This is a genomic window from Chloroflexota bacterium (assembly GCA_015478725.1).
GTDB lineage: Bacteria > Chloroflexota > Limnocylindria > Limnocylindrales > CSP1-4 > C-114.
The window spans coordinates 18,408-37,116 of the sequence record JADMIG010000019.1 but is presented as its reverse complement, the minus strand read 5'-3'; the positions used below and the strand labels follow the sequence as shown (position 1 = coordinate 37,116).

Here is an 18,709-nt window from a genome sequence, read left to right as displayed (position 1 = left end):
AAGCTCACGGGTGGGCGACGGACGCGGTCGGGTTCGCCGACAGGTCGAGGGTCCCCATGGCGTCCGTCGCAACGCGGCGGAACAGCTCGTAACTTTCCACCCGGAGCGGCAGGTATCCCTGGGCGACCACCATCGGCTGAGCCTCGCGGATCGTGATCGCGATGACGAGCTGCGGCCGGTCTCGGCCGACGTAGCCGATGAATGAGTAGTCGTACGTCGTCTTCCACGCCCCGCGTCCATGGTCGGCCTTGGGATCCCAGATCTGGGCCGTTCCGGTCTTGCCCCCCACGACGTACCCCGGGATGAGCGTGTTATCGCGATACCAGGGGACGGCGTGGACGACATGGCTCATGAGTGCCACGAGCTCGTTCGACATCTCGGTCGTCATGACCCGACCCCGCGACGGCACGGTCACGGGGTTCCCTCCGATGGACACGACGACGTGCGGCGTGATGAGCGTCCCGCCGTTGACCATCGCGCTGTAGGCGGTCGCGAGCTGGATGGGCGTCACGGCCACGCCCTGGCCGAACGCGCCGTTCGCGAGGTCGATCTGGCGCCACGGCGAGATCGTCGGGTCGCGGACGATCCCGGCCACCTCGCCGGCGAGGTCGATCCCGGTCGGCTGGCCGAAGCCCATCCTGAGCCAGGTCGACTCGAGGATCGCCGCGGCCTGGTCGGTCGTCTTCGCCAGGCCGAGGGCGACCCGCGCCGCCCCGACGTTCCGTGAGTACGCCACGACGTCCTGGAACGGGATCCAGCCCATCGGGCGGAGGTCCGAATCCCAGACCTTGGCCGTCCCGCCGTCGAGCGCGAGCGACCCGCTGTCATCGATCTTCGTGGCGGGATTCACCGTCCCGTTCGTGAAGGCGGCGAGCGCGGTGAAGAGCTTGAAGACGGAGCCGGGCTCGTAGACGGAGCTGACGACCGGATCGACGAACCGCGCCGGATCGGTCGCCGCGATCGTCGCGTAGTCGTTGGCGTTGTAGGAGGGATAGGTCGCCTCGCCGTAGATCTGGCCCGTGGTCGGGTCCATGACGACGCCGGAGACGCTGACGGCCCGATCGGCGACCCCCGCGGCGAGGAGCTCCTGCTCGAGCTGGAGCTGGAAGCCGGCGTCGATGGAGAGTCGGATGTCGGAGCCCGGAACGCCTGGCGACTGGACGGATATCGTCGACGGCACCGGGTCGCCGTTCGTGTCGCGCTGGGCGACCTCGATGAGCGGCTGGCCGGCCAGCTGCGCCTGGTAGTACTCCTCGAGGCCGTACTGACCGGCGCCGTCGCGGTTGACGAAGCCGAGGATCTGGGCGCCGAGGGTGGAACCCGGCGAGCCGCCGGCGAGCGGGTAGAGCCGCGTGGGCTCGGACTCGAGGGACAGTCCGGCGAGCGCCCCGCTCGCGAGCCCGTCACGGATCTTCCGGGCGGTCGCCTCGTCGATCCCGTGGGTGAGGACGACGTACCCCCGGTCGGAGATCATCTTCGTCGTCAGGTCGAGAGCATCCGCCGCATTCAGGCCGAGCAGCGCGATGATGGCCTGGGCGGTGCGCTGACGCGCGTCGAGGCTGAGGATCCCGGGCGTGCCGATGAGCCGGTAGCGATCGACTGACGTGGCGAGGACGACCGTCCCGCTCCGATCGTAGATCGTCCCCCGTCGCGATGGATCCTGGATCGTCACGGTCGTCTGCGCGCGGGCGTCGGCCGCGAGGCTCGCGCCACGGACGACCTGCCACCAGGCGAGCCGGGCGCCGAGCGCGGTCGCCACGATCGCGAGGACGAGGAGGATCAGGAGGTGGCGGCGGTGCGAGTCGGTCCGACCGAGCATCGTTCGATCGAGCGCGTCAGCGGGCCGCGACGACGAGCGGCGCGGCGAGCTGACTCAGCCCGGCGTCGATCGCCTGCTTCCGGATCGCCGGCGCGCTCCCGAGCCGGTTGATGTTCGTCGCCAGGTCCTGGAGGGTCGCCTCCATCCGCTGTCGATCCGTCTGGAGCGAGGCGAGATCGTAGCTTCTCGCGGACACCCGGACGCTCTGGGCGAGCGAGAAGAACGCGAGGAGGAAGGCGACGACGATGCCCCCGAGGACGAACCCGATGCGGGCGGGGCGGGTGCCGGCCCGCACCGCCGAGCGGGTCCTTCGCCGCGGGAGGGCGGTCGGCGGTGCGATGGACGCCGCCGGAGCGACCGCGTCGCGCCGGATGCCGATGCGGGTACCGGCGAAGCCGGTCCGGGGGCGCGCGCCGTGATAGACCGCCACCGGTCAGTCGCCGACCGCGACGCCGAACCGGCGCGCGCCGAGGTCGAGGTCGAAGAAGGGGAAGCCGTCACGCTCATCGGCGTCACGTCCGAGGTCGAACTCGACGAGATCGCGCGGATGGGTCTGCTCGAGGCGCTCCCGCAGCTCGTGCTGACGACGGCCGTAGGCCCGGCGACGACTCGACTGATGGCGCTTGCTCACGGGGGCTCCTCCTCCCTTCATGAGCCGTTCGGCTCGGCGGGTTGTCCGCCGCGTCACGTCCGGCTCAGGCGGCGATCCGTTCAGCGGCCCGGAGCCGAGCGCTCCGGGAGCGGGGATTGGCGGCGACCTCTTCCGGTCGGGGGGTGCGTGACGGTCCGAGCGGGCGCAGGCGCGGTTCGCGTCCGCACACGCAGATGGGCAGCTCGGGCGGGCAGACGCATCCCTTCCGCTCCGCGGCGATGAAGCGCTTGACGATCCGATCCTCGAGCGAGTGATAGCTGAGGACGACGAGCCGGCCGCCCGGCCGGAGGAGCTCGACGGCGGCGGCGAGGGCCGCCTCGAGTGCCTCGAGCTCCGCGTTGACCGCGATCCGCAGTGCCTGGAAGACACGGGTCGCGGGGTGGCGACGGCGCGGACGGCGCGGGTCGACCGGCACGACGCGCTCGGCGAGAGCCGCCAGCGCCTCCGCGGTCTCGATCGGCGCGCTCCGCCGTTGCTCGACGATCGCCCGCGCGATTCTTCGGGCGTTCGGCTCTTCTCCGTAGCGACGGAACAGCGCGGCGAGGGCCTCCGCGTCGAGGGTCGCGATGAGGTACGCCGCCGGAACGCCCGCGGAGGGATCGAAGCGCATGTCGAGCGGGCCGCCGGCCCGGAACCCGAACCCGCGGTCCGTGCCGGCAAGCTGCTGGCTCGAGAGCCCGAGGTCGAACAGGAGACCGTCGATGCGGCCGAATCCCGCGGCCGGTGCGGCCGTGGCCAGCTCGCGGAAGTTCACCTGGCGGAGGACGAGTCGGTCGCCGAAGCGGGCCAGACGCCGGCCGACCCTCGCGATGGCCGCCCCATCGGCATCGAGACCGAGGAGACGGCCATCGGGATCGGTCGCCTCCAGGATCCGCTCGGTGTGCCCACCGCCGCCGACCGTGGCGTCGACCTGGAGGCTGCCGGGAGCGGGCGCGAGCATCTCGACGACCTCCTCCACCAGCACCGGCAGGTGCTCCTCCTCCACGTCGTCATCCTCGGTCGTCGAACGGATCCCGAGCAGATCCTGGAAGCGCATGTGGTGGGCCATCAGATCCCGAGCCCGTCGAGGTGTGCCGCGAGCGTCTGCGGGTCCTCGAGGCTCCGTCGGATCTCGTCCCAGCGGGCGGGTGCCCAGATCTCGGCGTGGTCCCGCGCCCCGACGATGACGACGTCACCCTCGAGGGCTGCGAACGCACGAAGGTAGGCCGGCAGGACGACTCGACCCTGGCGATCGAGCTCCACCTCGACCGCGCCGCCGAAGATGTGGCGCTGGAACGCACGTGACGCCGCGTTCGCGAGCGGCAGTGTCGCGGTCTTCGCGGCGAGGGTCTCCCACCCGCCGCGGGTGTGGATGGCGAGGCAGTCGTCGAGCCACTTCGAGATGAAGGCGCCATCCTCGAGCTGGGCGCGGAAGCGCGCAGGCACGGCGAGCCGTCCCTTGTCGTCCACCGAGTGCCGGTACTCGCCGGTGAACACGTGCCTCGCTACCCCTGTCGTCTGTGGTCCGGGCGATGCGTGCCGTTCGGCGGCGCCGGCGGTGCCCCGCTCCCGGGGATTTGTGGGACTGCTCCCCACTTCTCACCACTATGCGCCACTTGCCCGGCATTCTACACGGCGACGGGCTCCCGTCAATGTGGAAACATCGGAAGGCGGGCGTTCGAGGCCGAACGGTCGCGCGAGGGCCGAACGGTCGCGCGAAACCGCGCGCGGGCTCAGTGCGGGATCGGGACCGTGACGAGCTGCCCGACGTGGATGAGGGACGGGTTCGCGATCCCCGGGTTCGCCGCGAGCATCGCCTGGTACGCGACACCGAAGAGGGTTGCGACGCCGCTCAGCGTGTCACCGCTCCGGATCCGGTACTGCGAGCATCCGGAGCCATCCGGGCACGGGATGAGGAGCGCGACGAGATCCGGCGGGAGCGAGGAGCCTGGGAACGAGGGCGTGGCGACGGCGACCGCGGTCGGCGGTGCGGCGCTCGGCGGCGAGACGACGGCAGAGGGCGGTGCGGCGGTCGGCGATGGACCGACGGAAGCGAACGGCGAGGCGGTGGGCGGGGCGGCCGACGGCGCGGGCGCGACGACGGACGGGGACGTCCTGGCCGGCAGGAGGGCGAGCCCGCCTCGAGCGTCGAGGAAGGCGATCGCTGCGGCCAGGGTGACGACGAACGTCAGTGCCGCCGCGATCGTTGCCGGGCGGGCGACGATCGATCGGGTCGTCGGCAGCGCACCGCGGATGCGCCGGTCCGGTGCTTCGCGCGGGGCGGCGACGGGTTCGGACTCCCCCGTCGCGAGAGCCGTCGACGACCCGACCGCGGCGGCGAGGATCACCGGCTCGATGACCGGTGGCGCGGCAGCGGCAGCGGCAGCGGTAGCGGCAGCGGTAGCGGCAGCGGCAGCGGCAGCGGCAGCGGTAGCGGCAGCGGTAGCGGCAGCGGTAGCGGCAGCGGCAGCGGCGGCCGCCGCCGGCAGGTTCGCGCGGTCCGCGACCGGCGGAGGCGGACTCACGGCCGCGCGGCCGCGGGCGAACCTCGGACATGTCGCGTGGGTCGATCCGGCGCACACGAGGTCGACCTGCCGCGGTCCGAGGTGGATCGCCGGGGCGATGGCGAGACAGGCCGGGTCCCCCGTCGCCGCGTGCAGGTATCGGCAGCCGCCCGATGGGTCCGCGACGGGCCGACCGTCGGCTCGCGCCGAGCGCGCCTCGCCAGGTCGCCCGCGTCGACGGGCCCGCTCGGCCAGCTTGGTGCGTCCCTCGTCGTCCACCCGTCCTCCGCGTTCGCGTCGCGTCGCGTCGCCCGGCCGACTGCGGCGGGAGTCTAGTACCTTTCTCCGGTTGCCGTCGATCGACGGACGATGCTAGGCTGGCCACGGGGAGCCGGGTGCGCACGTGGCGTCCCGGAGGCCGAACTCACGCTAGGTGCGCAGATCCACCCGATGGCACTCGAGCTTCCCGTCATCCCGCAGGCGCCGGAGCAGTACCACCTCGCGGAAGCGCGGATCCGTCGCTGCACCTATCGGCGCCTCATGCACGTCGCAAGCGTCCCGGACCGGGTCTACGATGTCGAGTGCCTGTACCCGGAACGACGGCTGCCGATCCCGCTCGGCGATCTCGAGACCGCGACACCCATCTGCAACGCCTGCACGGCCTCGCACATCTTCCGCCCGGACGAAGACTGACAGCGCCTTCCTTCGGACGGACGCCCCGGGGCCCTTCACCGCGGACGGCACGGGCGCGCGGGAACGGCGCCGGCATGCTGCGCGCCGGGAGAGGGCCGGGAGAGCGTCAGGAGAAGAGCGCCAGCGAGGCGACCTCTAAGCCGAGTTCTGTCCCTCGGACCTCGCGATCCGAGGGGATGGCCATCCATCTCGTCCGGCGGTCACCCGCCGGCTCCAGCGGCCGACCCGAGGGTTGGGCAGCGCGCCCCTCCCCCCGGCGAACCGGGGTTGCACCCTCCTATTTGGCCTTGCTCCAGGTAGAGTTTGCCGCGTTTCACTCCGGTCGCCGGCTCGCGCCGGCCTCCGGCATCGTCACTGTGGCACTGGTCCTCGCCTCACGGCGGACGGGCGTTACCCGCTACCCTGCGCTGAGGAGCTCGGACTTTCCTCGAACCGGTCCCGCACGGGCGGTGCCGGTGCGCGGCCATCCGGCCGCCTCGCTGACCGGACGATTGTAGTCGGCCGCCGAGACTCCTCGAGGAGCCGTCGCCCGGACTCGCGGAGCCCTCCCCGGATCGGTCGCGAGGATCACCGGCCCGACGCGAGGCGCCCAGGTCGCGATCCTGCCATACGGTCCTCAGGCGGGCGCTCGTCGCCCGGATCGTGGCGGATGGTCAGCGGGTGAACCATCTGGCAGGCCCGGACCCGGTGCGGCGACGGCGCGCCACACAACGTGAGCGCGACCCGCCGCGATCGGCTCGATCGCCGCCGACGCGTGCCCGCCTGGAGGTCGTTTTGACGGTTTCCGAGCCGGGAAGTCGGGAACGTCGGTGGCCGTCACCCGCCGGGCAGCTGCGGACGGCGGACGACCGAGACGGGCCCGCCGGCGAGGGCTCGATCGATCGCCTCGTTGCAGAGCGCGTCGGCGGCGTGGTTCTCCGCCCGCCGGACATGCCGGGCGGACCACCGATCGAAGGCTTCGAGGTGCTGCCGCGCCGCCGCGTGGAGCGGCGCGAGCTTCGCGTCCCTGACCCGCCAGCGACCGTTGACCTGTTCGACGATGAGCATCGAATCGAGCAGGAGACGGACCTCCCGCGCACCGAGCTCCCGGGCGAGCGCGAGCGCCCGTACGACGGCGGTGTACTCGGCGACGTTGTTCGTCTGGATGCCGAGGTAGTCGGAGATCGTCGCATCGGGCGCGGCCGCCGGGTCGAATGCGTCCGGCCGGGCGAGGGCGATGAGGACCGCACCCGCGGACGCGTGACCCGGATTCGCGCGCGAGGCGCCGTCGGTCCGGATGACGAACCCGGGCCCGGGTTCAGGCGACGCTGCGCGACCGGACAGGAGCGGTGCGTTCAGGCCTGTCGCTCCACGATCGCCGAGGAGACCTCGAGGATCGCCCGGGTGATGTTGATCCCCCGCGGACACGCGTCGACGCAGTTGAAGATCGTCCGGCAGCGCCACACGCCATCCTTGTCGGCGAGGATCTCGAGCCGCTCCTCGGCACCCTCATCTCGCGAATCGAAGATGAACCGATGGGCGTTCACGATCGCCGCCGGCCCGACATAGCCGGGCTGGGCCCAGAACGAGGGGCACGATGAGGTGCACGCGGCACAGAGGATGCACTTCGTCGTGTCGTCGTAGCGATGGCGGTCCTCGGGACTCTGGATCCGTTCCCGCTCGGGGGCTGGGCCCTCCGTCATGAGGTACGGCTGCACGCTCCGGAACTTGCCGAAGAACCCGTCCATATCGACGACGAGATCCTTGATCACGGGCAGGCCCGGGAGGGGCGCGACGGTGATCCGACGCCGCCCGAGCTGATCGACCCGGATCTTGCAGGCGAGCCGGTTGCGGCCGTTGATGAGCATCGCGTCCGAGCCGCACACGCCGTGGGCGCACGAGCGACGGAAGGTCAACGTCCCGTCCTCGTCGTACTTCACCCGATGGAGGAGATCGAGGACGCGGTCCATGGGCTCGGCGACGACGTCGTACGACTCCCAGTGCGGGGCGGCGTCGCGCTCCGGGTCGTAGCGGAGAATCCGGAGGTCCACCTGCATCAGTACGTCCTCGGCTTCGGCTCGAATCGAGTGATCGAGACCGGCTTGTAGCGGAGGCGCGGCCCGGCGGGGGCCCGGAAGGCGAGGCTGTGGGCGAGGAAGTTCACGTCGTCGCGCTCCGGGAAGTCCTCACGGGCGTGCGCGCCGCGGCTCTCCGTGCGCGCGAGCGCCGCGGTCGCCGTCGTCTCGGCACAGTCGAGGAGGTAACCCACCTCGCGCGCCTCGAGGAGATCCGTGTTGAACGTCCGACCGCGGTCGTCGATCCGCACCCGGGCGTAGCGCTCCTTGAGCTCCCGGATCGCCGGGACGGCCTCCCCGAGGACGGCGGCGTCCCGGTAGACGCCGACCTTGTCCATCATCATCGCCGCGAGATCCTGCCGGATGCGGGCGGCATTCTCGCCGCTGACCCGGGTCCGGATCGCGTCGAGCTCGGCCACGACCGGCTCCGCCGCGTCCGGCGCCACCTCCGGCAGGTCGCCGCCGCGGACGTCGCGGGCCATGCGCCGGCCGGCCCGCCTGCCGAACACGAGGAGATCCACGAGCGAGTTCGTCCCGAGCCGATTCGCTCCGTGGACGCTCACGCAGGCGCACTCCCCCGCCGCGTAGAGGCCGGGAACGATCGTGTTCCGCTCATCCCTGGTCACCTGGGTCTCGGTCGTCGTGGGGATGCCCCCCATCGCGTAGTGCGCCGTCGGCTGGACCGGAACGGGCTCGCTGATCGGCTCCACGCCCTGGTACACCCGGGCGAAGTCCGCGATGTCCGGGAGCTTCTCCTCGATCACCGCCCGACCGAGATGGGTGACGTCGAGGTGGACGAAGTCCCTGCCGCCGATCCCGCGACCCTCCCGGATCTCCATGTAGATCGCGCGACTCACCATGTCCCGCGGAGCGAGCTCCATGAGCCGCGGCGCGTAGCGCTCCATGAATCGCTCGCCCGAGTCGTTGCGCAGGTACCCACCTTCCCCGCGGGCCGCCTCGGACAGGAGGATCCCGATGCCGACGATCCCCGTCGGGTGGAACTGGTAGAACTCCATGTCCTGCATCGGGATGCCGTGACGATACGCGAGCGCGACGCCGTCGCCGGTGAGTGACCAGGCGTTCGAGGTGACGCGGAACATCCGCCCGAAGCCGCCCGTCGCGAGCATGACCGCCTTCGCCCGAAAGGTGTGGATCTCGCCGTCGGCGATCCGGTAGGCGACGACGCCTGTGCAGCGACCGCCGTCGCCGAGCTCCGTCCCGTCGGTGAGCAGGTCCACGACATGGTACTCGTCGAAGAACGTCACGCCGGCCTTGATGCACTGCTGATAGAGCGTCTGGAGGATCATGTGGCCGGTCCGGTCGGCCGCGAAGCAGGATCGCCGGACGGGGCCCTCGCCGAAGTTGCGGGTATGGCCGCCGAAGCGCCGCTGGTCGATCTTCCCCTCCGTGGTCCGATTGAACGGCAGTCCCATGTGCTCGAGCTCGATGACCGTCTCGATCGCCTCCCGGGCGAGAATCTCGGCGGCGTCCTGGTCCGTCAGATAGTCCCCGCCCTTGATGGTGTCGAACATGTGCCACTCCCAGTGGTCCTCCTCCAGGTTGCCCAGGGCGGCGCAAACCCCGCCCTGGGCGGCGCCGGTGTGGGAGCGCGTCGGGTAGAGCTTCGTCAGGACGGCCGAGCGGACACCCGCCTTCGCGAGCTCGAGCGCGGCCCACAGGCCCGCCCCGCCGGCGCCGACGATGATCGCCTCGAATCGGTGCTCCATCGCTCGTCAGGCCGGCGGCACGATGCCCGGCAGGGTGAGCACGACGCTCGTCCCCGCGACGAAGAGGGCGAAGCCGAGGAGGTAGAGGGCCGTGAGCAGGAACATCCGGGTCCCGCCCTTCGCATAGTCCCCGATCACCGTTCGGACACCGAGGAAGGCGTGGAACAGGACGAGCATGAGGAGGCTCCAGTCCATCACCCGCCAGAAGAGGCTGCTCCAGCGGACGTGGGCGATGAACGTGGCGTTCTCCTGGGACGGATCGTAGAGGACGTGGAGGATGAGGAAGTGGGCGAGGGCGAGGACGAAGAGCCCGAGCCCGGTGATGCGCATGAGATACCAGGCGAACAGCTCGAAGCCGCCACCGGACGGGCGGCGGCGTCCAGAACGAGAGTAGATCGCCATGCCGCCTACGCCCCGAAGATCGGCTTGAGGATGATGATCGCGACCGGCAGGCCGACGACCGTGAAGATCACCCAGTTCGCATACCAGAGAAGCTTGTGATAGCGGGTGAACACGGGCCAGAAGTCCATGATGATGATCCGCAGCCCGTTGAGGGCGTGATAGAGGAGCGCGGCACCAAGGAGCGTCTCCATGATCCGGCCGGGCGGGCTCGCATACACCTGCAGGATCGTGTCGTAGGCCTTCGGGTCCCCGCCGACGAGGTAGATGTCGATGACGTGCAGCACGACGAACGCCCAGATGGCGACGCCTGAGATGCGGTGGAACGCCCAGGCGAGCATCCCCTCGCTGCCGCGATAGGACCCGTACCGGCGCAGCATCGTGCCGCCTGTGCCGCCTGGACCGCGGCCGATCAGACGGCCGCGAGGGAGAGCCGGTCGGCGACCGCTTCCCCGAACGCCTGGGTCCCGCTCGTCCCGCCGAGGTCGTAGGTGACCGTGCGGCCTTCCGCGATCACCGCCCGGACGGCCGCCTCCACCCGCGTCGCCGCCGCCGGCTCGCCGAGGTGCCGGAGCATGAGCGCGGCGGACAGGATGAGCGCCGTCGGATTCGAGCGATCGAGGCCGGCGTAGCGCGGCGCCGACCCGTGGACCGGCTCGAAGACCGCCGCCTCGGTCCCGATGTTCGCTCCGGGCGCCACGCCGAGCCCGCCGACGAGGCCGGCGGCGAGGTCGCTGACGATGTCGCCGTAGAGGTTCGGCAGGACGAGGACGTCGTACAGCTCGGGCTTCTGCACAAGTTGCATGCACATGTTGTCGACGATCCGGTCCTCGAACTCCACCCGGCCCTCGTACGCCGCCGCGATCGTCCGGCAGCTCTCGAGGAAGAGACCATCCGAGAGCTTCATGATGTTCGCCTTGTGGACCGCGGTCACCTTCCGCCGACCGTTCGCCACGGCGTACTCGAACGCGTAGCGCGCGATCCGCTCGGACGCCGCACGGGTGATGATCTTGATGCTCTCCGCCGCGTCCGGGCCGACCATGTGCTCGATCCCGCCGTAGAGGTCCTCGGTGTTCTCGCGGACGATGACCAAGTCGACGTTCTCGTAGCGGGTGTCGAGTCCCTTCATGCTCCGCGCCGGGCGGACGTTGGCGTACAGGCCGAGCGCCTGGCGGAGCGTGACGTTGGCGCTCCGGAAACCGTGCCCGACCGGCGTCGTGATCGGGCCCTTGAGCGCGACCCGGTTCCGCCTGATCGACTCGAGGACGTGCTCGGGAAGCGGCGTCCCATACCGTTCGATCACCGACTCGCCCGCCTCGACGACCTCCCACTCGATCCTGACGTCCGTCGCGGCAAGGACCCGTCGCGTCGCCTCGGCGAGCTCAGGTCCGATGCCGTCGCCGGGGATGAGCGTGATCCGGTGGGTCATGGAGGCCATTCTAGTCGCGCCCGGCCGGTGCGCGCCGCGATGTCGCGGTACCATCCGTGTCGCTCGGACTCCCCGGCGCCAGGGTCGCCGATGAGTGAGCGCGTCGGTCGCATGGCCCGCCGAGCCGATCGGCGCCTGAGGGGTCCAGCCCGCGGTGAAGATCCAGGAAGCAGACGCGAAGTCGCTCCTCGCCGCGCAGGGCCTGCCGGTCCCGGCCTGGGAGGTCGCCCGAACCCCGGCCGAGGCTCGGTCAGCCGCGGAACGAGCGTTCGCCGCGGGCGCTGAACGCGTCGTGGTCAAGGCCCAGGTCCTCGTCGGCGGGCGCGGCAAGGCCGGCGGCGTGCAGCTCGCCGCCTCACCGGCGGAGGCGGCGGAGGTCGCCCGTCGGATCCTCGGCATGGAGATCAAGGGGATCGTCGTCCGCAGGGTCCTCGTCACCGCTGGCGCGGACATCGTCCGCGAGCTCTACCTCGGCGCGGTCCTCGATCGCGCGGCCCGCCGCATCCTCCTCATGGGTTCGGCAGAGGGCGGCGTCGAGATCGAACAGGTCGCCGCGGAGCGCTCCGAGGCGATCGTCCGGATCCACGCACACCCGCATCTCGGCCTCCTCGAGTGGCAGGCCCGCCGGATGGCGTTCGCCCTGGGCCTCGGCGGGCAGCTCGCTGCGGCAGTCGCGATCGCGCGGGGCCTCGTGCGGACGATGCTCGCCTGCGATGCCGACCTCGTCGAGGTGAACCCGCTCGCGGTGGTCCGCGAACGGGAGGTGGACGGGACCGAACGCCTCGAGCTCCGCTGCCTCGACGCGAAGATCACCCTCGACGACTCCGCCCTGTCCCGCCACCCCGGCCTGGAGGACCTCCGCGACCTCGACGAGGAGGACCCGGCCGACGTCGCCGCGAGGGCCGAGGGCATCAGCTTCATCAAGCTCGACGGCTCGATCGGCTGCATGGTCAACGGCGCCGGCCTGGCGATGACGACGATGGACCTCGTCAAGCGGGCCGGCGGCGAGCCGGCGAATTTCCTCGACATCGGCGGCGGTGCCCGGGCGGACAAGGTCGCGGCGGCGATGCGGCTCATCCTCGCCGATCCGAAAGTCGAGGCGATCCTCGTCAACATCTTCGGCGGCATCACCCGGGGCGACGAGGTCGCCCGCGGACTGATCGAGGCGCGTGCCCTCCAGGTGCGGGAGGTGCCGATGGTCGTCCGCATCGTGGGCACGAACGCGGACGAGGCCGCCCGCCTCCTCACCGAGGCCCGCTTCGAGACGGCCCGGAGCCTCGATGAGGCGGCGGCCAAGGCGGTCGCGGCGGCCAAGGCGGTCGCGGCGGCCAAGGCGGTCGCGGCGGCCGCGGCGGGTCGCGGCGGTCCGGCTGTCGACGGCGCGACGCGATGAGCATCCTCGTTGGGCGGGAGACCCGCCTCCTCGTCCAGGGAATCACCGGCCGCGAGGGGGAATTCCACTCGCGGGCGATGCTCGAGTACGGGACCGCCGTCGTCGCCGGCGTGACTCCGGGCAAGGGCGGCCGGCGCGCGCTCGACGGCAGGGTCCCGGTCTTCGACACGGTGGCCGAGGCGGTCGAGTCCACCGGCGCGGACACGTCGTGCATCTACGTCCCCGCGGCCGCAGCTCCCGACGCGATCCTCGAGGCGGTCGGGGCGGGGATCCGCACCGTCTTCTGCATCACCGAGGGGATCCCCGCCCTCGACATGCTCACCACGGTGGAGGCCGTCCGGCAGGCCGGCGCCCGCCTCGTCGGACCCAACTGCCCGGGAGCGACGTCGCCCGGCCGGGCGAAGGTCGGCATCATCCCGGGCTCGATCCATCGCGAGGGACGCGTCGGGGTCGTGTCGCGATCCGGCACGCTCACCTACGAGGCGGTCCAGGCGATGTCGGACGCGGGCATCGGCCAGAGCACGTGCGTCGGGATCGGCGGCGACCCGATCGTCGGCACCCGGTTCGTCGACATCCTCCGCCTCTTCCGCGACGACCCGGAGACGGACGCGATCGTCCTCATCGGCGAGATCGGCGGTGCGGCCGAGGAGGAGGCCGCGGCCTACGCGGCAGAGCACCTGCGCGGTGTACCGATGGCGGCGTTCATCGCCGGACGCACGGCGCCCGAAGGTCGACGGATGGGTCATGCCGGGGCCATTGTCAGCGGCGGCGCGGGAACGGCCGCCGGCAAGGTCGCCGCCCTCGAGGCCGCGGGCATCCGGGTCGCCGCGTCGCCCACGGAGATCCCGGCCCTGCTCCGCGCTGCCGGCGTCCGCTAGGCCCGGCCGATGCGCCTCGCGTCCGGCGAGGTGGAGCGCGTGCTCCGCCTCGAGCGGGTCGGGGTCCGGCGCGACGGTCGCTGGATCCTCGACGACGTCGACTGGACCGTCCACCGCGGGCAGCGGTGGGTCGTGGTCGGCCCGAACGGAGCCGGCAAGACGACGCTCGCCTCGATTGTCGCCACGTACCTCTGGCCCACGAGGGGCACGATCGAGGTCCTCGGTGCCCAGATCGGTCGGGTCGACGCCCGCGAGCTGCGCCGGAGGATCGGGCTCGTGAGCGCGGCGCTGGCGGCCCGCCTCGAGGATCGGCTGACCGCGTTCGACGCCGTGGTCGCCGCGCGGGACGCGGCCCTCGCGCCATGGTGGAGCTCGTTCGACGACGACGACCGGGCGCTCGCCCTCGCAGCGCTCACCCGGATGGGGTGCCGGCACCTCGCCGAGCGGACGATGGGCAGCCTCTCATCCGGCGAGCGCCAGCGGGTCCAGATCGCCCGGACGCTCATGGCGGACCCCGACCTGCTCGTCCTCGATGAGCCGGCGGCCGGCCTCGACCTCGGCGCCCGTGAGGAGCTCGTCGAGCGCATCGAGGGACTCGCGGACGCTCCGTCGCCCGCGGCGATCGTCCTCGTCACCCATCATCTCGAGGAGATCCCGAGCGGCATGACCCACGCTCTCATCCTCGCGGCGGGTCGTGTCGTGGCGGCGGGACCGCTCGAGACGACGATCACCTCGGACTTCCTGTCCGCGGCCTATGGGACGCCCCTTCGCGTCGAACGGAGCGACGGTCGCTTCCACGCCCGCCGAGCCGCGGGCAGCGCGGATGGACCGGCCGGGGTGACGTCAGGTGGGCGGGAAGCCGAGTGACGTCCAGGAGGGGCCTCCGGACGCCTCGATGAGCTCGACGAGGACGCCGTGGCACGCTCGGGGATGGAGGAATGCGACCGGACCCTCGGCCCCGCGGCGCGGCGCGGCGTCGATGAGCTCGACGCCGTCGATGGCGAGCCGGGTGAGCGTCGCGGCGAGATCCGGGACCTCCAGGCACAGGTGGTGGAACCCCTCCCCCTTCGCCGCGAGGAAGCGGGCCACGCCGGTCGAGTCATCGGTGGGGCAGACGAGCTCGAGCCTGCTCTCGCCGATCGGGAGGAAGGCGATCCGGACCCGGTCCGTCGGGATGTCGGTGACGAGCTCGAGATCGAGCCCGAGCACGTCGCGGTAGAAGCCGAGCGAGGCCTCGAGGTCGCGGACGACGACCGCCACGTGGTGGATCCGCCCGAGGCGGCGCAGCAACGGCGGGACGGCGCCGGGATCGGGTCGCGGGACGGGACTCGTCATGGGGTCGACCTCAGATCGTGATGAGCTCTCGATGCTCGCCCCAGACGCTCCGGAGGCGGTCGCTCAGCTCGCCGACCGTCGCGTACGCCCGGACGGCCTCGATGAGCGGCGGCATGAGGTTCTCATCCCCGCGGGCGGCTTCCTCGAGGCGACGGAGGGTCGCTCGGTGCACGGCCGGGTCGCGCTCCGCCCGGACCCGTCGAAGACCGTCGATCTGGCGCTGCTCGGCCGCGGGATCGATGCGGTGGATGGCCGGCTGGACGGCCGGCTCATCGTCGACGAACCGGTTGACGCCGACGACGACGAGATCGCCGCGTTCGATCGCCTGCTGCGTTCGATAGGCGGACTCCTGGATCTGGCGCTGCTGGAACCCATGCTCGATCGCGGCGAGCGTCCCGCCCATCGCATCGATCTCCTCGAGGTAGGCCCACGCCGCCGCCTCGACCTCGTTCGTCAGGGTCTCGACGAAGTACGAGCCGGCGAGCGGATCCGGCGTCTCGGTCACGCCGCTCTCGTGGGCGAGGATCTGCTGCGTCCGGAGGGCGAGCCGGGCGGCCTCGGCGGTCGGCAGCGAGAGCGCCTCATCCCGCGAGTTGGTGTGCAGGCTCTGGGTCCCGCCGAGGACGGCGGCGAGCGCCTGGATCGTGGTCCGCACGACGTTGTTGTCGATCGAGCGCGCGGTGAGGCTCGAGCCGGCGGTCTGGGTGTGGAACCGACACAGCATCGAACGGATGTTCGACGAGCCGAACCGATCCCGGACGATCGTCGCCCACATCCGGCGGGCGGCCCGGAACTTCGCCACCTCCTCGAACAGCTCGCTCCAGGCGGCGAAGAAGAACGACAGTCGGCCGGCGAAGTCGTCGATGTCGAGCCCGCGCTCGACCGCCGCCTCGCAGTAGGCGATCGCGTCGGCGAGGGTGAAGGCGAGCTCCTGCGCCGCCGTCGCGCCGGCCTCCCGCATGTGATAGCCGGAGATGCTGATCGTGTTCCAGCGGGGCAGCTCCCGGGATGAGAACTCGACGATGTCCGTGACGAGCCGCATGGAGGCCCGGGTCGGGAAGATGTACGTGCCGCGGGCGATGTATTCCTTGAGGATGTCGTTCTGGGTCGTGCCGCTCACTTCAGCCCGGCCGACGCCCTGTCGCTCCGCGGCCACGACGTAGAGGGCGAGGAGGATGGCGGCCGTGGCGTTGATCGTCATCGACGTGCTCACCGTCCCGAGGGGGATGCCGGCGAAGAGCGTCTCCATGTCGGCGAGCGACGCGATCGGCACCCCGACCCGGCCGACCTCACCCTGCGCCTCGGGCGCGTCCGAGTCGTACCCCATCTGCGTCGGCAGGTCGAACGCGACGGAGAGGCCGGTCTGACCCTCGGACAGCAGATAGCGGAAGCGTTCGTTGGTCTCGGCCGCCGTGGCGAACCCGGCGTACTGGCGCATCGTCCAGAAGCGGGACCGATACATCGTCGGCTGGATGCCGCGAGTGAAGGGGAACTCGCCGGGTCGGCCGAGATCGCGCGCCTCGTCGAGTCCGGCGATGTCGGCAGGCGTGTACAGGTCGGCGATCTCGATCCCGGAGCTCGTCTCGAACCGCTCGCGACGCTCCGGCGCGCCGCGGAGCGCCTTCGCCCGGATCGTGGTCCGCCAGGCGTCGCGACCGGGATCGCCGGCCGCGGTGGTCCGAAGCCGGGTCACGAGACGATGAAGAGGAGGTCGCCCACTTCGACATTCTCGCCGACGACGGCAAGGACGCGCTCGACGGTCCCATCGCGTGGGGAGCGGAGCTCGTTCTGCATCTTCATCGCCTCGAGGACCGCGAGCTGGTCTCCGGCCACGACCCTGTCCCCCGGCGCCGCTGACACCTCCACGAGCCGCCCCGGGATGATGGTCCGAACCTCCGTCCGCCCAGCGGCCACCATGCTGCCGGGATCGCGACTCGCCCTGGCGCGGAGCGCTGCGCGGGTCGCCGCTTCGATCTCCACCTCGAACCGCCATCCGTCCACGACCACCACCCGGACGACGACCCCGTCCCGCGGACGGCGGCGGGCAGGCTCGAAGAGCACCTGCACGGTCCGCCCGGACTCGACGAGGAGGGCGTGCGCCTCGTCGAACCGGCGGAATGCGACGGGCATCGGGGCGCCGTCGACCCGCAGGACGCCATCGGCATCCGGTCCGACGAGCGTCAGCCCCCCGTCCGCCGGCCCGCCGGCCACCCGTGCGCGGACCCCATCGCGCAACCAGACGGAAGCCGCGTCACGACTCACCGCGGCCACCGGTCGATCGCGTCTGATCGACCGATCGCCCGCCAACCGGACGGCGACGCTCCCGGGCGCGGCGATCCGCCGGGCATGCCGACCGCGAATGCAGCCGGGGATTCGAGCACGTCCGACGCCGTGAGCGCTGCCGCGAGAAGCGCCGCGCGTTCGGTCCCGCCGCGATCGGCCGGGCCGTCCCATGCCTCGGCGACCCAGTCGGTCGAGAGATCGGCGTCGACGAACCTCGGGTGACGAACCGCCGCCCGGAGGAACGGGAGGGTCGTCTGGATCCCACCGATCTCCGTCTCGTCGAGTGCGCGTCGGAGCCGGGCGATCGCGGTGCCTCGATCCGGCCCATGGACGAGGATCTTCGCGATGAGCGGGTCGTACTCCGTTGGGATCCGGACGCCCGCCTCGATCGCGGCATCGACCCGGACCCCCGGCCCTCCCGGCGGGACCCACCGCGTGACCCATCCCGGATCCGGCGCGAAATCCCGCGCCGGATCCTCCGCGGACAGGCGGACCTCGATGGCGTGGCCGTCCGGCTCGGTCGCGGCGAGCGCGGCGGATCGCGCCTCGTCACTCAGCGGCTCCCCGGCCGCAATTCGGAACTGCTCGACCACGATGTCGATCCCGGCGACGAGCTCGGTCACGCCGTGCTCGACCTGGAGCCGGGTGTTGACCTCGAGGAACGAGAAGCGCCGCTCGGAGTCGAACAGGAATTCGGCCGTCGCCGCATTCGTCAGGCCGGCCGCGGCACCGAGCCGGACGGCTGCATCGTGGAGTTCGCGGCGTTCGTCGCTCGTGAGGCCGGGAGCCGGCGCCTCCTCGATGAGCTTCTGGTGGCGGCGCTGGGTCGAGCAGTCGCGCTCGCCGACGGCGACGACCGTGCCGGCCCGGTCGCCGAGCAGCTGGACCTCGATGTGTCGAGCGGGGCGGAGCTCCCGTTCGAGGTAGACGGTCCCGTCACCGAAGGCGGCTCGGGCTTCGTGGGAGCCGGCCGCGAGCGCCGCCGGAAGATCCTCTCGACGCTCCACCCGCCGCATCCCCCGTCCACCGCCACCCGCCGCGGCTTTCACGAGAAGCGGGAACCCGACCCGATCGGCCTCCGCGAGCACCGCCACGACCTGGTCCGCGCGCTCGACGGATACGGCCGAGAGGGTGCCGGGGACGACGCGCACGCCGACGGTCGCGGCGACCCGCCGAGCGGCGAGCTTGTCACCGAGTCGAGCGATCGCCGCAGGATCCGGACCGATCCATGCCAGCCCCGCCTCCACGACCGCCGTCGCGAAATCCGCGCGCTCGGCGAGGAACCCGTACCCCGGGTGGATCGCGTCCGCCCCGGTGGCCCGTGCGGCATCGAGGATCGCCTCTCTCCGGAGGTAGCTCTCCCCCGCCGGCGCCGGACCGAGCCGGATGGCGACATCGGCGGCCCGGACGTGGGCCGCGGTCGCATCCGCGTCGCTGTAGACCGCGACCGCTTCCATCCCGAGGTCCCGGCAGGCGCGGATGATACGGAGCGCGATCTCGCCCCGATTCGCCACCAGGACCCGACGGAATGGTGGCGGCGTCACCTGCGATCCCCGTCGCGTCT

The 18,709-nt window shown here is 71.7% G+C and carries 19 protein-coding genes, 1 other RNA gene and 1 pseudogene; 4 read left to right on the top strand and 17 right to left on the bottom strand.

The features are described 5' to 3' along the window. Window positions 1–4 precede the first annotated feature (4 nt). From IVW53_11455 to IVW53_11430, 6 genes are all read right to left on the bottom strand, one after another. Complete coding sequence (locus tag IVW53_11455; protein ID MBF6606186.1) at window positions 5–1,819, bottom strand: penicillin-binding protein 2; 1,815 nt, start codon at window positions 1,817–1,819, stop codon at window positions 5–7. A gap of 16 nt (window positions 1,820–1,835) precedes the next feature. Then, on the bottom strand, window positions 1,836–2,249 hold the full coding sequence (locus IVW53_11450) for a hypothetical protein (protein ID MBF6606185.1): 414 nt from the start codon (window positions 2,247–2,249) through the stop codon (window positions 1,836–1,838). Between the two features lie 3 nt (window positions 2,250–2,252). Next, window positions 2,253–2,450, bottom strand: a complete 198-nt coding sequence (locus IVW53_11445) for a hypothetical protein (protein MBF6606184.1) — start codon at window positions 2,448–2,450, stop codon at window positions 2,253–2,255. Window positions 2,451–2,514: 64 nt separating this feature from the next. Continuing rightward, window positions 2,515–3,507 (bottom strand): 16S rRNA (cytosine(1402)-N(4))-methyltransferase RsmH, encoded by a 993-nt coding sequence (gene rsmH, locus IVW53_11440; protein MBF6606183.1) that lies wholly within the window; start codon window positions 3,505–3,507, stop codon window positions 2,515–2,517. Between the two features lie 11 nt (window positions 3,508–3,518). Beyond that, window positions 3,519–3,920, bottom strand: coding sequence for a division/cell wall cluster transcriptional repressor MraZ (gene mraZ, locus IVW53_11435; protein MBF6606182.1), 402 nt, complete (start codon window positions 3,918–3,920; stop codon window positions 3,519–3,521). A 263-nt stretch (window positions 3,921–4,183) separates the two neighbouring features. Beyond that, entirely contained in the window at window positions 4,184–5,233 is a 1,050-nt protein-coding gene (locus IVW53_11430) for a LysM peptidoglycan-binding domain-containing protein (protein ID MBF6606181.1), read from the bottom strand. 171 nt (window positions 5,234–5,404) lie between these two features. Between IVW53_11430 and IVW53_11425 the strand changes: the two genes are divergently transcribed. Beyond that, a complete protein-coding gene (locus IVW53_11425) occupies window positions 5,405–5,647 on the top strand; it encodes a hypothetical protein (GenBank protein ID MBF6606180.1) in 243 nt (80 codons plus the stop codon). 120 nt (window positions 5,648–5,767) lie between these two features. Here the strand turns inward: IVW53_11425 and rnpB are convergent. The 7 genes from rnpB to IVW53_11390 all read right to left on the bottom strand — a co-directional run bounded on the left by rnpB (window position 5,768) and on the right by IVW53_11390 (window position 11,256). Further along, window positions 5,768–6,126: RNase P RNA component class A (rnpB, locus tag IVW53_11420), an RNA gene on the bottom strand. A gap of 337 nt (window positions 6,127–6,463) precedes the next feature. Next, on the bottom strand, window positions 6,464–7,054 hold the full coding sequence (locus tag IVW53_11415; protein ID MBF6606179.1) for a ribonuclease HI family protein: 591 nt from the start codon (window positions 7,052–7,054) through the stop codon (window positions 6,464–6,466). Further along, window positions 6,982–7,683, bottom strand: a complete 702-nt coding sequence (locus IVW53_11410; GenBank protein MBF6606178.1) for a succinate dehydrogenase iron-sulfur subunit — start codon at window positions 7,681–7,683, stop codon at window positions 6,982–6,984. Before IVW53_11410 ends, IVW53_11415 begins: the two co-directional genes overlap by 73 nt. Next, on the bottom strand, window positions 7,683–9,428 hold the full coding sequence (locus tag IVW53_11405; GenBank protein ID MBF6606177.1) for a succinate dehydrogenase flavoprotein subunit: 1,746 nt from the start codon (window positions 9,426–9,428) through the stop codon (window positions 7,683–7,685). The genes IVW53_11410 and IVW53_11405 overlap by 1 nt, the downstream gene beginning before the upstream one ends. Window positions 9,429–9,434: 6 nt before the next feature. Beyond that, window positions 9,435–9,830, bottom strand: coding sequence for a succinate dehydrogenase (locus IVW53_11400; GenBank protein ID MBF6606176.1), 396 nt, complete (start codon window positions 9,828–9,830; stop codon window positions 9,435–9,437). Between the two features lie 5 nt (window positions 9,831–9,835). Then, a complete protein-coding gene (sdhC, locus tag IVW53_11395; protein MBF6606175.1) occupies window positions 9,836–10,207 on the bottom strand; it encodes a succinate dehydrogenase, cytochrome b556 subunit in 372 nt (123 codons plus the stop codon). 32 nt (window positions 10,208–10,239) lie between these two features. Further along, window positions 10,240–11,256: an isocitrate/isopropylmalate dehydrogenase family protein gene (locus tag IVW53_11390; protein MBF6606174.1), complete on the bottom strand. Its 1,017-nt coding sequence runs from the start codon at window positions 11,254–11,256 to the stop codon at window positions 10,240–10,242. 154 nt (window positions 11,257–11,410) lie between these two features. On the opposite strand from IVW53_11390, the gene sucC reads away from it, so the two are divergent. The 3 genes from sucC to IVW53_11375 are packed head-to-tail and all read left to right on the top strand — an operon-like array spanning window position 11,411 to window position 14,394. Further along, window positions 11,411–12,649, top strand: coding sequence for an ADP-forming succinate--CoA ligase subunit beta (sucC, locus tag IVW53_11385; protein ID MBF6606173.1), 1,239 nt, complete (start codon window positions 11,411–11,413; stop codon window positions 12,647–12,649). Continuing rightward, entirely contained in the window at window positions 12,646–13,527 is an 882-nt protein-coding gene (gene sucD / locus IVW53_11380; protein MBF6606172.1) for a succinate--CoA ligase subunit alpha, read from the top strand. Before sucC ends, sucD begins: the two co-directional genes overlap by 4 nt. Window positions 13,528–13,536: 9 nt before the next feature. After that, on the top strand, window positions 13,537–14,394 hold the full coding sequence (locus tag IVW53_11375) for an ATP-binding cassette domain-containing protein (protein ID MBF6606171.1): 858 nt from the start codon (window positions 13,537–13,539) through the stop codon (window positions 14,392–14,394). Here the strand turns inward: IVW53_11375 and mce are convergent. The 4 genes and pseudogenes from mce to IVW53_11355 all read right to left on the bottom strand — a co-directional run bounded on the left by mce (window position 14,371) and on the right by IVW53_11355 (window position 18,674). Next, entirely contained in the window at window positions 14,371–14,862 is a 492-nt protein-coding gene (gene mce, locus IVW53_11370; protein ID MBF6606170.1) for a methylmalonyl-CoA epimerase, read from the bottom strand. The two genes, IVW53_11375 and mce, sit on opposite strands and share 24 nt — an antisense overlap. A 10-nt stretch (window positions 14,863–14,872) precedes the next feature. Continuing rightward, window positions 14,873–16,555: a methylmalonyl-CoA mutase family protein gene (locus tag IVW53_11365; protein ID MBF6606169.1), complete on the bottom strand. Its 1,683-nt coding sequence runs from the start codon at window positions 16,553–16,555 to the stop codon at window positions 14,873–14,875. Then, a complete protein-coding gene (locus tag IVW53_11360; protein MBF6606168.1) occupies window positions 16,552–17,124 on the bottom strand; it encodes an acetyl-CoA carboxylase biotin carboxyl carrier protein subunit in 573 nt (190 codons plus the stop codon). The genes IVW53_11365 and IVW53_11360 overlap by 4 nt, the downstream gene beginning before the upstream one ends. Next, window positions 17,121–18,674: pseudogene (locus tag IVW53_11355) on the bottom strand (hypothetical protein). Before IVW53_11355 ends, IVW53_11360 begins: the two are co-directional and overlap by 4 nt. Between the last annotated feature and the right edge of the window lie 35 nt (window positions 18,675–18,709).

Excerpts from the sequence above, each read along its gene's own strand:
- IVW53_11410 (MBF6606178.1), bottom strand. The coding sequence starts at position 7,683 with ATGCAGGTGGACCTCCGGATTCTCCGCTACGACCCGGAGCGCGACGCC.
- sucD (MBF6606172.1), top strand. The coding sequence starts at position 12,646 with ATGAGCATCCTCGTTGGGCGGGAGACCCGCCTCCTCGTCCAGGGAATC.
- IVW53_11455 (MBF6606186.1), bottom strand. The coding sequence starts at position 1,819 with ATGCTCGGTCGGACCGACTCGCACCGCCGCCACCTCCTGATCCTCCTC.
- rsmH (MBF6606183.1), bottom strand. The coding sequence starts at position 3,507 with ATGCGCTTCCAGGATCTGCTCGGGATCCGTTCGACGACCGAGGATGAC.
- mce (MBF6606170.1), bottom strand. The coding sequence starts at position 14,862 with ATGACGAGTCCCGTCCCGCGACCCGATCCCGGCGCCGTCCCGCCGTTG.
- IVW53_11425 (MBF6606180.1), top strand. The coding sequence starts at position 5,405 with ATGGCACTCGAGCTTCCCGTCATCCCGCAGGCGCCGGAGCAGTACCAC.
- IVW53_11375 (MBF6606171.1), top strand. The coding sequence starts at position 13,537 with ATGCGCCTCGCGTCCGGCGAGGTGGAGCGCGTGCTCCGCCTCGAGCGG.
- sdhC (MBF6606175.1), bottom strand. The coding sequence starts at position 10,207 with ATGCTGCGCCGGTACGGGTCCTATCGCGGCAGCGAGGGGATGCTCGCC.
- IVW53_11405 (MBF6606177.1), bottom strand. The coding sequence starts at position 9,428 with ATGGAGCACCGATTCGAGGCGATCATCGTCGGCGCCGGCGGGGCGGGC.
- IVW53_11400 (MBF6606176.1), bottom strand. The coding sequence starts at position 9,830 with ATGGCGATCTACTCTCGTTCTGGACGCCGCCGCCCGTCCGGTGGCGGC.
- IVW53_11390 (MBF6606174.1), bottom strand. The coding sequence starts at position 11,256 with ATGACCCACCGGATCACGCTCATCCCCGGCGACGGCATCGGACCTGAG.